Below are 13,155 nucleotides of genomic sequence, written 5' to 3'. Positions count from 1 at the left end.
TTTACTCCAAAACATCTATACTTTATGTTGAATACCATAGGGGCGTAACACTTGATGCCACTCTTATGTTCATTAACATGAGGATGACAAATGTAAATTCAAGGTCAAAAATCATAAAAACACTGTTTTTTTGATCTGTTTTTATTATCCTTGAGCCTGATAAATATAAAAGAACATAAAAGAAGCCATGATTTGGTGAAGAATTAACGGAACTTCACCTGAGATTTGTCTATTTCGCACTCAAAATCATCCAAAATAGAAGAATTCAATGAGCAATATCGGCACAAAGTTTATTCTCGCACAGCGGTTCGTATTCGATCCAAATAGCAATTCACTTGTTGACCAAATGAGCGACGGCGAAGTCGTGCGCCTTGGCAGCAATGAAAGCCGCATTCTCCTGATGCTGTCAGAAAGACCCAATGAAGTTATCACTCGTAATGAATTGCACGAGTATGTTTGGCGAGATCAAGGCTTTGAGGTTGATGACTCAAGCTTAACGCAAGCAGTTTCGACCCTGAGAAAGATGCTCAAGGACTCAACCAAATCTCCAGAATTCGTAAAAACGGTACCTAAACGCGGTTACCAATTTATTGCAACCGTTGAACGCTCTGCACCACTTTCATCAAATGATCAGCCAGCAGCGGCTGAAATTGCAGAAAATGACGTAGAACCTATCTTAACGTTTGCAACGCCTACAATGACCGAAGAAGCAATGACTGAAGCTGTCGAGCCCGAGTCAATTACAAAGTTTCAAGAAACCAAAGTTGAAGTGGAACCAGCAACAACACCAACTGCTACCCCGGTTAAAAGCACCAATAAGTGGTTAGCGTTTTCGTTATTGCTTGCGGCTTTCATCATGCCAATTCTGGTTTTAACGTTTACTAACCCAGCAGAGTCAGAATTCCGTACATTAACGGAAGTGGATGGTGTAAAGATTCAAACCCCAATCAATCACCCTGACCTCAGTAGTTGGCTACCAGCGATAGAGAAGTGTGTAATGCGTTACAACACCAATCACACTGGTATGTTGAAACCGACTGAGGTGATTGCAACAGGCGGACAAACCAACAACCTTGCCCTCAACTACATTCACCCGCAAGATTACTCTAGCGAAAATGTAACCCTAAGAATTTACGCAAACCAGTCGGATGTAAACGACATTTGTAACGGTGGTCAGTAACATGAAATTAAAAGTATCGATTATTTTACTGGTTCTATCTGCATTCTTAAGTGGTTGGTTATATTGGGGCAGCGACGCAAAAGTCGAGCGCTTGCTCACTCAGCATGAGTGGCAATCGAAAATGGTGACTCTGATTAGCGACAACAAGCAAGCTGATGCAATCGGCCCGCTGCGTAGAGTTGAACTATCATCGAATGCGAAATACCTACCAAATGGTACGTACCTGAGAATGTCAGTGGTTAGGCTGTACAGCACTCAAACTGCACCTGCGAATGTGATCAACATATCAGAAACAGGTCAGTGGGATATTAACGATAACTATTTACTGATTTCGCCAACGGAGTTTAAAGATGTAACTTCGGCTGAGCGCCAAGACTTTTCGGAAGAGCAACTCGAGCTTATCACTCAAGTGATTAAGATGGATGCAGAGCAAAGCCGACGCATTGATATTATTAATCAGAAAGCACTGCTGCTCACTAGCTTAAATCACGGTTCTACCGTTTTGTTCTCAAACTAAAACTGGTTCCAACTAAAACTCTGCAGTTATTTTTGTATAAAAATAGCTGAATACCATTAAACGGTAAACCAATAGATAAGGGGCATGATGCCCCTTTTTTTTGTTAGCCGTTGGTATCAAATTACGGATGTAGCATTTTAAGGATTAACTATGAATACGGATCAACCAAATCTGACGCCAGCTAAAGAGACAGCAACAAAAGCGACAATCGCAATACACTATTGCCGTCAGTGTAATTGGATGCTTCGTTCTAGTTGGTTATGCCAAGAGCTGCTGCATACCTTTAGCGAAGAAATTGAACAAGTGAGCTTGCATCCAGACACCGGAGGCAGGTTCGAAATCTTTTGTAATGGTGTGCAGATTTGGGAAAGAAAAGCAGATCAAGGTTTTCCAGAAGCGAAAGTTCTGAAGCAAAGAGTGCGAAACATCATTGCTCCAGACAGAGACCTCGGCCACGTAGACTCAAAGTGAGCCTTTTCTAACGCCGCCGATTGAGTTTATTTAAAGCTCGCCACTCACAATTACTTCACCTTCAAGGCTAATGACTTTAAAGGTATTATGTTCATAGATGCCATGGCTCGCTGCGTGACCATCTCGTGGGAATGTCACCGAACTAGGGTTAAAGATAAAGATATCATCTTGGTATTCGGCAACTGGAATATGGGTATGCCCATGGGCAATAATATCACCCGCCTTTAGTGCTGGTCGTTTAGTGGTGTTATACAAATGACCATGGGTTAGAAAGATACGCTGACCTGATTCCAATAACACCCATGAGTAATCCATCATCATTGGAAAAGACAACAGCATTTGATCCACTTCACTGTCGCAGTTACCACGAACGGCGATGATCTCTTGAGAAAACGCATTCAACTTCTCTGCAACCGCCGGTGGATTGTATCCTTCTGGAATCGGATTTCTTGGCCCATGATTCAGAATGTCACCCAATAGCACTAAATATTGCGCACCAGATGCTTGGTAGAGTTCTAATACCTTTTCTGTTGCTGGCAGCGAACCGTGTAGGTCTGAAGCAAAAAATAATTTCACACGTACTTCTCCATAAAATTTATGAGCCTATTGTACGTATCTAAATGCTACACGTCATCTCTCGCCATACCGTTGATCACGATATTATTGTAACTAACCATACCGACTATCTTGTTATCACGAACTACTGGCGCGCGACTGATACCAAAGCGTTCAAACAGGCGAGCGCAATACTTTACGTTCATCTTAGCAGATACGCTTAGCGCTGGCTTGGTCATGATTTCATAAACATTGGTTCGCTTCGGAGATCGATTTTTAGCCAACACTTTCTTTGCTATATCATTCATCAACACGATACCGTACTCGTCATCCTCGTGGCGTTTATCGACAATGATTGCCTTCACTTTGTGCTTTTTAGCCATCTCTATCGCTTCTAACACCGTAGTTAACCCATCGATAATCACATACGTATTGGCCATGACATCGCCTACTCGGATCTTTTCACTGGTACTCATAGCTCATCCTCCACAACCTTTGTTAACGTCTCAACTTGGTGCGCAACGCCTACTGCATCTTCCACATCTATCTGTACTGCAATACCCTGTCCCGATTCTTGGTCAAACTCCCCCACCTCACTAATTCTTTCAAGAATATGCCTTGCTAGATGCTCCTCAACGACAAACAGCAGCACATCTTTTTGCACCTCTAATGTTAATCCGAAGAAGGTGCGCTTTTGGTTTAAGCCCTGCCCTCTGGCATTATTAATCACGGTTGCTCCGGTTGCGCCCGCATCACGCGCGGCATCGAGCACAATGTCGGTTTTGCTCTCTTCTACAAACGCTAGGATAAGTTTAAAGCGCATCTTTGCTCTCCTTAGAGGTGTGTAAACGGTTTAACCATTGGGTTATTTGGGCGTAGCTCATCACCGAAATGATGGGGAACAAACTCGCAAAGGCGATTAAGCCGAAACCGTCTATTACTGGATTTCGTCCCGGTACAGTTGAAGCAAGCCCTAATCCAAGAGCCGTCACTAAAGGTACAGTCACGGTAGATGTCGTAACCCCGCCTGAATCGTAGGCCAATGGAATGATCAATTTGGGGGCGTAAAAGGTTTGAATCACCACAATGACATAGCCACAAATAATGTAGTAATGGATAGGATCGCCCGCAACAATACGGTAGCTACCCAATGAGATACCGATGGCAACGCCTAATGCCACAGCGATTCTCAGTCCGTTAACACTGATACTGCCACCGGATACTTGGTTTGCCTTAATCGCTACAGCAATCAAAGAAGGCTCGGCTATCGTGGTACTAAAACCAATACAAAACGCAAACAGGTAAACCCAGTAATAATCAAACCAAGCCAATGAAAGGCCAGAACTGATCTTAAACTCAGTCAAAAAGCTTGGTTCGGTGAGTTGCATTGCCATCGTCTCCCCTAGAGGGAATAACGCGAGCTCCAACCCCATCAAAAAGAGTGATAAGCCAAGAATGACGTAAAAGAAACCGATGAGCACTTTGGCAAGGTTATTGATAGGCTTACGCAGTACCGCTAACTGAAAACCGAAGATGATCACCGCAATCGGAATCACATCCATCACAGTGCCTAGAAAGGTGTCGATAAATTGCTGCACACTGATCATGTCACCACCATCCCGTACACCATGACAAACATCATCGGCAGCAGTGAAGCAAAGGCGATCAATCCAAAGCCATCAATCATCGGGTTTCGCCCTTTAATCGCCGAGGCTAAACCCACTCCCAATGCTGTCACTAACGGAACGGTGATCGTTGATGTTGTGACACCGCCAGAGTCGTACGCAATCCCAATAATGTTTTCCGGGGCAAATGCAGTGAGCACCACCACACCAATATAACCACCGATGATCATGTACTGAATTGGCCAACCTTTTAAGATCCGAAGTACTCCTAATAGAATGGCAATGCCGACCGATAACGCCACGGTGAAGCGCAGGCCATCGGCATATTGTTCCCTTTCATCTAAAGAGTTGGGAATAACACCACCTTCAGCTGCAACTTCTGCTGCTTCAGCAGCCACTGCGGTTAACGCGGGTTCGGCAATGGTGGTACCAAAACCTAAACAGAAAGCGAAGGTCAATAACCAGAACACGCTCCCTTTTCTGGCAAATGCTTGCGCCATCGATTCGCCAATCGGGAACAACCCCATTTCAAGGCCAAAGATAAAGAAAGTCAGCCCAAAGACCACCAACACTAAGCCAGTTAGAATAGACAAAAGATGAGGGAGTGGTTCTTGCAGGACGACAAGTTGGAAGAAAGCAATCACCGCCACGATCGGCAAGAGATCCCTTAGGCTACCTAACATGGCTCGAAACAAAGCAAGCACTGCCGTCATCGCAACTCCTTGTGACTGAAATTGTGTCTGGTTATTAATTACTAATAATCATGACAAATCCTTATCATTCCTTATGTGACAAATATTACGCAGTTGGTAACATATCGGAGTAAAGTGCATAAATGTGATAGCGGTATATACCCAAGTAACCTCAAGATGCGTGGCTCAGCGAGAGTTGCCTAGTTTGCAAACGAGCTAGGTGGATTTAATTTCACTCCTGAGTAAATTGCATAAGGCGTAAATTAGGTATCACACGATTGAAACCAACTGATCGTTATAGTGATTTTTTCGTATTGATTGGCGTTCAAAAACAAGCCATGTCTATAATTATGTTTAATAGGGAGATTGGTATGAAGATATTGTTAACGGGTGGTACGGGATTTATTGGTTCTGAATTGGTCAAAAGCTGGAATACTGACGACGTGACATTGTTGACGCGGAGCCCCGAAAAAGCGAAGCAAAACCTAAATCATCTGAACCAGAATAACCTTCATTACATTCAATCTCTTGATGAACTCAGCGATCTCAATGACTTCGATGTTGTGGTCAATCTTGCTGGCGAACCGATCGCTGACAAGCGTTGGAGTGCGGAGCAAAAAGAGAGGATCTGCAATAGCCGCTGGCACATTACCGAAAAACTGGTCGAGTTAATTCATGCCAGTAGCAACCCACCGGAGGCTTTTATTAGCGGCTCAGCCGTGGGTTACTATGGCGATCAACAGCAACACCCATTTGATGAATCACTACAAGTAGAAGACGAAAGTTTTCCTCACAAAGTCTGTGCTCATTGGGAAGAGATAGCCAAGAGAGCACAATCAGAAAGCACACGCGTGATACTACTACGAACAGGTATTGTACTTGGTGAAAATGGCGGTGCGCTCAAAAAGATGCTTATGCCGTACAAACTCGGAGTTGGTGGGCCGCTAGGTTCAGGCGAGCAATACATGCCTTGGATTCACATGCTGGATATGGTGAGAGCCATCAACCACTTATTGTCGATTCCTCATGCTCAAGGGGAATTTAATATGTGTGCCCCGCACCCCGTCACCAACAAACTTTTCAGCAGCACACTCGCCAAACAACTACGCCGACCGCATTTCTTGTTCACGCCTAAGTGGGCAATGTCGCTTCTGATGGGTGAATCTTCTTGTCTCCTCTTTGACAGCATTCGTTCTAAACCAAAGAAGCTCACTGAAATGGGATTTATCTTTAGTTACTCAAGAATCGAACCGGCACTAAAAAACTTGTTACAACATCAAGACTAATTCTTTACTCTAAAGCGATAGAGACTCTAATAAAGGATTAAGTGTGAACAAGTCGATTCTTATCACTGGTTGCTCAACAGGCATTGGCTATACATGTGCTCATGCACTTCAAAAACGCGGCTTTCATGTCATTGCATCTTGCCGTGACCCACAAGATGTTCAACGCCTTCAAGATGAAGGCCTCACTTGTATTCAATTAGATCTTTCCAACCAAGAGAGTATCGAGAATGGCGCCAAGCTTGCGATTGCACTCGCACCTAACGGATTGTATGGGTTATTCAATAACGGCGCTTACGGTCAAGCAGGCGCGCTAGAAGACTTACCGACCCAGGGGCTCAGGGAGCAATTCGAAACCAACTTCTTTGGTTGGCATCATCTTGTTTGTCAGATCCTCCCGCACATGCGCGAACGTGGTGAAGGCCGAATCGTGCAAAACAGTTCCGTATTAGGTTTTGCCGCAATGAAATATCGTGGCGCTTACAACGCTTCAAAGTTCGCGCTAGAAGGCTGGACAGATACGTTACGTTTAGAACTGCATGGCAGCGGTATTCATATCTCGTTATTGCAGCCAGGTCCAATAGAAACCCAATTTAGAAATAATGCCCTGAAAGCCTTCAATAAATGGATCACCATTGCTGGCAGCGCTCATCAAGAAGCTTATCAACAACAAAAAGACCGACTCGAAAAAGAATCATCGAACAACGCTTTTGTTCTTCCGCCTGAAAGTTGTGTTGAGCCAGTTTATCACGCACTCACCGCAGAGAAACCAAAGCTAAGATACCGAGTTACGACCCCGACTAAAGTGTTCGCGGTATTGAAAAGGATTCTGCCGAGTCGCTGGCTAGACCCTATTTTGAGAAAAGCTGCATAATTTTCTAACTTTGAATGCACAGTCGCAAACTTTAATGTAACGATGTAATTTTTCCGTAACAATAAGATGTCATGATTTATCCTATCTCATCAATTACTCTCAATTGGTGAATCTAATCTGGATATTTCATGACTTTAAACCGCCTTAATTGGGTAGGTGTGAGTGTGGCGATTACGTTGTTTATTCTGTTTTGAGTATCTCACGCAATATCTCACTGACCACCTCAATGATTACGCTATGCCTTCTATGTAGAGATAAACATCCTATCAACATCGAAGCATAGCGTTTTTTATTTTTGTCTCTTTTTATCTGAGATACCCCAGTTAGATCTTGAAGTTACCGACTTATCCCCCCATATTTGCAACGTATCCATAAACAAACCTCAAGGAACGTAAATGCAATCTCCGCATATTGTTGAACTTAATGAGCAGAACTTTCGTCAAGTATTAGAAGGTTCGATGCAGACCCCTGTACTCATCCAATTTTGGGCACCAATGAGCCAGGAGAGCGCCCAAGTCATTCCTGAACTGCAAACATTAACTCAGCAATACAATGGCGCTTTCACCCTAGCCCTATTGAACTGCGAGCAAGAGCAAGCCATTGCTAGCCAATTTGGGGTTCAAGCACTACCGACTATTGCACTGTTTGTTAACGGTCAGCCTGTCGATGGGCTTGGTGGCCCTCAGAGCTTAGAAGCCATTGTTGAAATGCTAAACAAGCACCTTCCTAGCCAAGATGAACTTGCATTACGTCAAGCTCTAGAGCAAATGCAAGCAGGTGAGCACACACAAGCACTGGCAGCAATGCAACAACTTCCAGCTACGCTAACAAGCAAAGGCGAAATAAAACTGGCGATTGCAGAGTGTTTGTTAGAAACGCAACAGTTTGATCTTGCTGAAACTCAACTAGCCACCATTCCTCTTGAGTACCAAGACAACTACTACAAAGGCTTAGTCGCGAAACTTGAACTTCACAAGCAAGCAGCAGACAGCCCTGAAATACAGGCATTAGAAACCGCTCTTCAGCAAGACCCGAGTGACGCTAAGACTGCCTCTAAGTTAGCATTGCAATATCACCAAGTGAACCGCAACGAAGAAGCGATGGAGCTGTTGTGGTCTTTCCTAGCAAAAGATCTAAATGCTTGCGATGGCGATATGAAAAAAGAGTTCATGGACATCTTAAGTGCGCTTGGGCAAGGAAACCCAGTTGCCAGTAAGTACCGTCGACAACTCTACTCTCTGCTTTACTAACAAAACCCTAACATCGTTAGATTAAACATCGAAAAGTGACAATTTAATCAATTAGTTTATTAAATGAAACAATATAAAATGGGCCATAAAATCAATATTTTATGGCCCATTTCTCGCTTATAAATTTGCTCAGAATTTAAATATGAGCCAGTATCAATAGTGAACTATCAAAAACTTAAACTTACAAAGGATTTTGTATGGCTATTGATACATTAATTACTATTGGCGTCTTTACTGTCGTCGCACTACTGTTCATTTTCGCTGGTGTCAAAACCGTTCCACAGGGCAACAACTGGACCGTAGAGCGCTTTGGCCGCTATACACAGACACTCAAACCAGGCCTAAACCTGATCATTCCATTTATCGATAAAGTCGGACAACGCATCAGTATGATGGAACGAGTTCTCGATATCCCAGCTCAAGAAGTCATCTCCAAAGATAATGCTAATGTCATGATTGATGCTGTCTGCTTCGTACAAGTTATCGATGCACCGAAAGCGGCTTATGAAGTAAATGACCTTGAGCATGCGATCCGTAATTTAACCCTCACCAATATCCGTACTGTACTTGGCTCTATGGAACTGGATGAAATGCTTAGCCAGCGTGACATGATCAATACCAAGCTGCTAAATATCGTGGATGAAGCAACTAACCCATGGGGCGTAAAAGTTACTCGTATCGAAATCAAAGATGTACAGCCCCCAGCTGATTTAACCGCCGCAATGAATGCCCAGATGAAAGCTGAGCGAAACAAACGTGCCGACATTTTATCGGCTGAAGGTGTAAGACAAGCTGAGATCCTAAAAGCGGAAGGTCATAAGCAATCAGAAATCTTAAAAGCGGAAGGTCAAAAGCAAGCAGCCATCCTGCAAGCAGAAGCTCGTGAGCGTGCAGCAGAAGCAGAAGCAAAAGCGACAGAAATGGTCTCGACAGCCATCGCTCAAGGTGACATGCAAGCGGTCAATTACTTTATTGCACAAGGTTACACCGACGCACTGAAGTCTATTGGCCAAGCTGAAAACGGCAAGATAATCATGCTACCACTCGAAGCGACTGGCCTAATGGGTTCTGTTGCAGGTATCGCAGAGATGTTTGCACAAAGCAACGACAAGGGTAGTAAGGACTAACTTATGTTCGAGTTACTAGAGCAAGTAAACCACTGGCATTGGTTAGCATTTGGTCTAGCGCTGCTAGCCCTAGAGCTGGTTGGTACTGCTGGTTACTTTTTGTGGATAGGCATATCTGCCATGTTGGTCGGAGCGCTATTAGGCGCGCTACCAATCGGTTGGCAGATGCAATGGTTGTCCTTTGCGAGTTTTTCACTTATCACCACTTGGTTGTGGTGGAGAAGACAACTATCTAATGACAGGCAGTCAGACGCAGGGCGAGAGCTAAATCAAAGAGAAAAACAACTTGTAGGGCAAACAACTCGAGTCGACACTGACATTCAAAAAGGCAAGTGTCGCATCCGTCTAGGTGATACTACGTGGTCAGCTGTTAGTGCTCAGGACTTAGAAGCAGGCACAGAGGTGATTGTCACTGCTGTAGATGGCATAGTATTAACGATTACTCCAACTAAAGAGTAATTCAAGCATTCCTTATTAAAGCCATAAGTAACCAAATTATGGCTTTTTCTCTACAAGTGAATCAATGATCGGGCAATGGCTATTTGAGTCACCTGGACATTGTTCAACCCACTCTTTCAATGTCTTCTGAATTGCCAATAGATCTTCAATTTTTTTGTTTACTTCTTCCAATTTACTAAGCGCTTTTGCTTTAACGTCGGCACTTTCTCGACAAGGATTGTCAGCTAATTCAACAAGCGCACGGCACTCATCAAGCGAAAAACCAGCGCTTCTTGCTTTCGCAACGATCCCAAGCTCTTTAATCTGCTTCTTATCATAACTTCTATAACCATTTTCCGAGCGGAAAGGCGCAGTGATAACCCCTTTGTCTTCGTAAAGACGAATAGATTTCGTTGATAAGTTAGTAAGTTTAGCCGCTTCACTTATGTTCATGATATTACTCTAATAACCAGTTGCACTTTATGCATTTATGAACCTTTACTGCCTTTGATGCAAGAAAAAATAATACGCCTAGAGTCCGTCAATACATAACAAATATAATTTGAGAAAATAAAGTCTTCTGTTTATAACCGTTTTGCTTTCAACAAAGAAAATACCTTCCATTTACGGACACTTCCAGACACCAAGAATCAATAAGTTACTGATTGATATGTTGAAATTAACTTTTGTTATTTTTCATTAAAAATTTTTATAGAACTTTGATCTTTCATCAACCGTATACATAATTGAGTATTAAGCATGACGTTTAAATGCGATTTATTTTAATTTTGGTAAGTTTAAAGGATGGCAAACATGAAACTTTTAACTTTAGCGTTAGCCTCAGTATTTATTTTTTTAGCCCCTAACTCGATTGCTCAAAACAGCGCGGGAAAAGTATTTGGTGCAGGTGTCCAGTGCACATTTAGTGACGGGGCAGTAAAACATCTCCCCCGAGAATTATGTAAGGCATATGGTGGTTCTCATCAATAAAGCTTCATTTGGTAGGTAGGGGTTAAAATACCTCAACCTACCTAACTCGGTAAAAATCAGCTCCAATAAATGCATCCCAACCTCTTTGCCACTCAGCTTTGATCATCACCTCTTGAGGCATATCCGCGCATTGATCTGTATACCTTGTCCCTGTAATCCCTTTTTCAAATGCTTTGAAGGGATCACAATACTCTGATTTTCCTTTTTCATAACCAGCAAGGTAAGCCGATTCATCAAACTCTACCTTTTCTTTGATACTTGCCAACGAGTCATTATCTATCGTATACCCGCGAGAGCCAAAGCGCTCACCTTGACCATACCAAAACTCAGAAGCTGTTTTCGGTGGAGAGGTGCATGCGGCTAAACTAAAAGCGATTAATGTAACGGCAATAATACGTTTCATAAATATCTCCTAAAAAGCAAAAAAGCTGGGCACTAGCCCAGCTTCAATTACCATGTCATCAACTTACTTTACAGAAAAAGGAATTGTTAACATAAGTTTAAAGTCTTCTTCATCTTGGAATAAGTTCGTGTAACCAGTCCAGTTTGGTGCATCGGTGTCGTTGTAGTAGTTAGTGTAGTAGAAACTAACGTTTGCGTCTTTCAAAGCACCCGCTTGAATTGCGTAGTTTGCAAAGAAGCTGTATGAGTACTCTGTTAGATCCTCGAACCCTTGAGCTTCAGAACCAAAGCCGTACGCGCCGTTCACACCAGCACTAAAGCCTTTACCACCGATATCAGAGAAATCACGAGCTGCTGATAGGAAGAAAGCAATTTCACCATCATGGTTAAAGTCAGAACGGTTATTCCACCAGATGTCATAAGCGCCATTTGAGCCACCATATTGACTAGTCAGACGGTAAGCCATATTACCAGCTAGAGCTGAATCAACTGATTCTGCTGCGGTATATGTAGCTTCAGCACGGTAAGAGTATTGACCTGAAGAAAACGCTGTTAGCATCGCAGCTTGGAATGCAGTGCTGTCATACTGCTCGTCATCATCAACTACATAAAGTTGTGGAGACCAGTATAAACCACCATCTGTGGTGCCCTTAACCTTAACATGGAAGTTCTTACGATCGCCGTCTGTCAATGCACCGTAACCAACATCAACTGAGATACCATTTTGCATAGCATAACGACCACCTATTGAGTATAGAGTACCCGCATCTTCGCCATTTGTAGTTTGGAATTCATACGTTTCTTTGAACCAAGGAGCTTTGTACTCATCAGCAACAACCAAGCCTAGAGATAGATCACCAAATGTCGCACCAACTTCACCACCCATGTAAGTACCAGGGGCAAAAGACCAGTTAACTCCTAGAGAACTTGGTACTGATGGTTGGAAATAACCAAGTTTAGCTGTAGCACTGTCACCAAACTTGAATTTAGCACTTGCTGTAGCAAACGAAACGCCGTTATCAGTACAGTCAGAATCCCAAGTACCTGAACAACCGCTATCAGAAGGGTTCTTATCATATGGGTTATCAACACCCCAAAAGTTCATCTCATGGTCTGGACCACCATTGTTCCACATGTCAAATGTTGAATAAATAACAACATCTGCACCAACAACACCACCAATATAACCAGAGTTAAAACCTAAATTAGCAAAAACTGAACCATGGTCTAGGTTAGTTACTTTTTTAGTATTGTTGCCATTCGCATCGACGTTACCACGATCACGAGCACGCATCATGAAATTAAGATTACCGCTAATTGTAGATTCAGAGAAGAACTCAGACACTTCACCAGAATACTCAGGACCGATTGGATCTTCGGCCATAGCTGGAGCAGCAGAAAGTGCACCTACCATTGCTGCAGTAATCGCAGATACTTTAAAAAATTTGTTTTCCATGGAATAAAACTCCTAAAAATGGATATAGCTGTTTGAATATTCCCCGCCTAAAGTTGGCCGCCGTAGAGAGAAATACCTTTTCTTGTTTGAGAACCCTAAACTCTGAATTCTCTATTTCCTTTCTGGTTATGCACATCGTGTGCATCCATGGCATTAAGACTAACTTCGCCCTCAAAAAGATCAATGAGAACTTAATTTTCATCTAAAAAAATATGAGTTGGTGCAAATTTAGTAGGTACTTAGTGATCCAGATCGATAAATTGTAAAGCTCACAACCAAAAATAACAAAAACAAT

Annotated in this window: 18 protein-coding genes; 9 read left to right on the top strand and 9 right to left on the bottom strand. The window is 43.0% G+C overall.

Annotation, left to right across the window (positions count from 1 at the left end):
- Positions 1–268 precede the first annotated feature (268 nt).
- From AACU28_RS12835 to AACU28_RS12825, 3 genes are all read left to right on the top strand, one after another.
- Positions 269–1,180, top strand: a complete 912-nt coding sequence (locus AACU28_RS12835) for a transcriptional regulator (RefSeq protein WP_017084093.1) — start codon at positions 269–271, stop codon at positions 1,178–1,180.
- Between the two features lies 1 nt (position 1,181).
- Positions 1,182–1,697, top strand: a complete 516-nt coding sequence (locus AACU28_RS12830) for a regulatory protein ToxS (protein ID WP_004734241.1) — start codon at positions 1,182–1,184, stop codon at positions 1,695–1,697.
- A 150-nt stretch (positions 1,698–1,847) separates the two neighbouring features.
- Entirely contained in the window at positions 1,848–2,168 is a 321-nt protein-coding gene (locus AACU28_RS12825) for a SelT/SelW/SelH family protein (protein ID WP_017090181.1), read from the top strand.
- A 30-nt stretch (positions 2,169–2,198) separates the two neighbouring features.
- Here AACU28_RS12825 and yfcE read toward each other — a convergent pair whose 3' ends face one another.
- The 5 genes from yfcE to AACU28_RS12800 are packed head-to-tail and all read right to left on the bottom strand — an operon-like array spanning position 2,199 to position 5,061.
- Complete coding sequence (yfcE, locus tag AACU28_RS12820; protein ID WP_121603030.1) at positions 2,199–2,744, bottom strand: phosphodiesterase; 546 nt, start codon at positions 2,742–2,744, stop codon at positions 2,199–2,201.
- Positions 2,745–2,791: 47 nt separating this feature from the next.
- On the bottom strand, positions 2,792–3,199 hold the full coding sequence (locus tag AACU28_RS12815; protein ID WP_004734244.1) for a CBS domain-containing protein: 408 nt from the start codon (positions 3,197–3,199) through the stop codon (positions 2,792–2,794).
- The gene (locus AACU28_RS12810; RefSeq protein ID WP_004734245.1) at positions 3,196–3,546 is read right to left on the bottom strand and encodes a P-II family nitrogen regulator; all 351 of its coding nucleotides are present in this window, start codon (positions 3,544–3,546) and stop codon (positions 3,196–3,198) included. The genes AACU28_RS12815 and AACU28_RS12810 overlap by 4 nt, the downstream gene beginning before the upstream one ends.
- Positions 3,536–4,330, bottom strand: a complete 795-nt coding sequence (locus tag AACU28_RS12805; protein ID WP_017079456.1) for a DUF1538 domain-containing protein — start codon at positions 4,328–4,330, stop codon at positions 3,536–3,538. Before AACU28_RS12805 ends, AACU28_RS12810 begins: the two co-directional genes overlap by 11 nt.
- Entirely contained in the window at positions 4,327–5,061 is a 735-nt protein-coding gene (locus AACU28_RS12800; RefSeq protein WP_065606319.1) for a DUF1538 domain-containing protein, read from the bottom strand. Before AACU28_RS12800 ends, AACU28_RS12805 begins: the two co-directional genes overlap by 4 nt.
- A 350-nt stretch (positions 5,062–5,411) precedes the next feature.
- Here AACU28_RS12800 and AACU28_RS12795 point away from each other — a divergent pair, with 350 nt between their 5' ends.
- From AACU28_RS12795 to AACU28_RS12775, 5 genes are all read left to right on the top strand, one after another.
- A complete protein-coding gene (locus AACU28_RS12795) occupies positions 5,412–6,326 on the top strand; it encodes a TIGR01777 family oxidoreductase (RefSeq protein WP_121603029.1) in 915 nt (304 codons plus the stop codon).
- Between the two features lie 43 nt (positions 6,327–6,369).
- Positions 6,370–7,197, top strand: a complete 828-nt coding sequence (locus AACU28_RS12790) for an SDR family oxidoreductase (RefSeq protein ID WP_104215956.1) — start codon at positions 6,370–6,372, stop codon at positions 7,195–7,197.
- A gap of 395 nt (positions 7,198–7,592) precedes the next feature.
- Complete coding sequence (locus AACU28_RS12785; RefSeq protein ID WP_121603028.1) at positions 7,593–8,447, top strand: co-chaperone YbbN; 855 nt, start codon at positions 7,593–7,595, stop codon at positions 8,445–8,447.
- A gap of 197 nt (positions 8,448–8,644) precedes the next feature.
- A complete protein-coding gene (locus tag AACU28_RS12780; RefSeq protein WP_004734251.1) occupies positions 8,645–9,574 on the top strand; it encodes an SPFH domain-containing protein in 930 nt (309 codons plus the stop codon).
- A 3-nt stretch (positions 9,575–9,577) separates the two neighbouring features.
- The gene (locus AACU28_RS12775; protein WP_121603027.1) at positions 9,578–10,033 is read left to right on the top strand and encodes an NfeD family protein; all 456 of its coding nucleotides are present in this window, start codon (positions 9,578–9,580) and stop codon (positions 10,031–10,033) included.
- Between the two features lie 36 nt (positions 10,034–10,069).
- On the opposite strand, the gene cueR is transcribed toward AACU28_RS12775, so the two are convergent.
- Positions 10,070–10,465, bottom strand: coding sequence for a Cu(I)-responsive transcriptional regulator (gene cueR / locus AACU28_RS12770; RefSeq protein WP_017085964.1), 396 nt, complete (start codon positions 10,463–10,465; stop codon positions 10,070–10,072).
- Between the two features lie 360 nt (positions 10,466–10,825).
- Here cueR and AACU28_RS12765 point away from each other — a divergent pair, with 360 nt between their 5' ends.
- Positions 10,826–11,002, top strand: a complete 177-nt coding sequence (locus AACU28_RS12765; RefSeq protein WP_004734254.1) for a hypothetical protein — start codon at positions 10,826–10,828, stop codon at positions 11,000–11,002.
- Between the two features lie 37 nt (positions 11,003–11,039).
- Here the strand turns inward: AACU28_RS12765 and AACU28_RS12760 are convergent, their stop codons facing one another.
- The 3 genes from AACU28_RS12760 to AACU28_RS12750 form a co-directional block, all read right to left on the bottom strand.
- Positions 11,040–11,405 (bottom strand): DUF2799 domain-containing protein, encoded by a 366-nt coding sequence (locus tag AACU28_RS12760; RefSeq protein WP_004734255.1) that lies wholly within the window; start codon positions 11,403–11,405, stop codon positions 11,040–11,042.
- A gap of 63 nt (positions 11,406–11,468) precedes the next feature.
- Entirely contained in the window at positions 11,469–12,860 is a 1,392-nt protein-coding gene (locus AACU28_RS12755) for a hypothetical protein (protein ID WP_004734256.1), read from the bottom strand.
- On the bottom strand, positions 12,841–12,996 hold the full coding sequence (locus AACU28_RS12750) for a hypothetical protein (RefSeq protein ID WP_004734257.1): 156 nt from the start codon (positions 12,994–12,996) through the stop codon (positions 12,841–12,843). Before AACU28_RS12750 ends, AACU28_RS12755 begins: the two co-directional genes overlap by 20 nt.
- Positions 12,997–13,155 lie beyond the last annotated feature (159 nt).

The sequence above is a fragment of the Vibrio sp. SBT000027 genome, from assembly GCF_963894355.1.
GTDB lineage: Bacteria > Pseudomonadota > Gammaproteobacteria > Enterobacterales > Vibrionaceae > Vibrio > Vibrio splendidus.
The sequence above is the reverse complement of the archived record's forward strand: the minus strand, read 5'-3'. Positions and strand labels throughout refer to the sequence as shown.

What these genes read in the sequence shown, in the direction of transcription:
- AACU28_RS12835 (WP_017084093.1), top strand. Translation starts at nt 269, where the DNA reads ATGAGCAATATCGGCACAAAGTTTATTCTCGCACAGCGGTTCGTATTC.
- AACU28_RS12830 (WP_004734241.1), top strand. Translation starts at nt 1,182, where the DNA reads ATGAAATTAAAAGTATCGATTATTTTACTGGTTCTATCTGCATTCTTA.
- AACU28_RS12825 (WP_017090181.1), top strand. Translation starts at nt 1,848, where the DNA reads ATGAATACGGATCAACCAAATCTGACGCCAGCTAAAGAGACAGCAACA.
- AACU28_RS12815 (WP_004734244.1), bottom strand. Translation starts at nt 3,199, where the DNA reads ATGAGTACCAGTGAAAAGATCCGAGTAGGCGATGTCATGGCCAATACG.
- AACU28_RS12810 (WP_004734245.1), bottom strand. Translation starts at nt 3,546, where the DNA reads ATGCGCTTTAAACTTATCCTAGCGTTTGTAGAAGAGAGCAAAACCGAC.
- AACU28_RS12805 (WP_017079456.1), bottom strand. Translation starts at nt 4,330, where the DNA reads ATGATCAGTGTGCAGCAATTTATCGACACCTTTCTAGGCACTGTGATG.
- AACU28_RS12800 (WP_065606319.1), bottom strand. Translation starts at nt 5,061, where the DNA reads ATGACGGCAGTGCTTGCTTTGTTTCGAGCCATGTTAGGTAGCCTAAGG.
- AACU28_RS12795 (WP_121603029.1), top strand. Translation starts at nt 5,412, where the DNA reads ATGAAGATATTGTTAACGGGTGGTACGGGATTTATTGGTTCTGAATTG.
- AACU28_RS12785 (WP_121603028.1), top strand. Translation starts at nt 7,593, where the DNA reads ATGCAATCTCCGCATATTGTTGAACTTAATGAGCAGAACTTTCGTCAA.
- AACU28_RS12780 (WP_004734251.1), top strand. Translation starts at nt 8,645, where the DNA reads ATGGCTATTGATACATTAATTACTATTGGCGTCTTTACTGTCGTCGCA.
- AACU28_RS12775 (WP_121603027.1), top strand. Translation starts at nt 9,578, where the DNA reads ATGTTCGAGTTACTAGAGCAAGTAAACCACTGGCATTGGTTAGCATTT.
- cueR (WP_017085964.1), bottom strand. Translation starts at nt 10,465, where the DNA reads ATGAACATAAGTGAAGCGGCTAAACTTACTAACTTATCAACGAAATCT.
- AACU28_RS12765 (WP_004734254.1), top strand. Translation starts at nt 10,826, where the DNA reads ATGAAACTTTTAACTTTAGCGTTAGCCTCAGTATTTATTTTTTTAGCC.
- AACU28_RS12760 (WP_004734255.1), bottom strand. Translation starts at nt 11,405, where the DNA reads ATGAAACGTATTATTGCCGTTACATTAATCGCTTTTAGTTTAGCCGCA.
- AACU28_RS12755 (WP_004734256.1), bottom strand. Translation starts at nt 12,860, where the DNA reads ATGGAAAACAAATTTTTTAAAGTATCTGCGATTACTGCAGCAATGGTA.
- AACU28_RS12750 (WP_004734257.1), bottom strand. Translation starts at nt 12,996, where the DNA reads ATGTGCATAACCAGAAAGGAAATAGAGAATTCAGAGTTTAGGGTTCTC.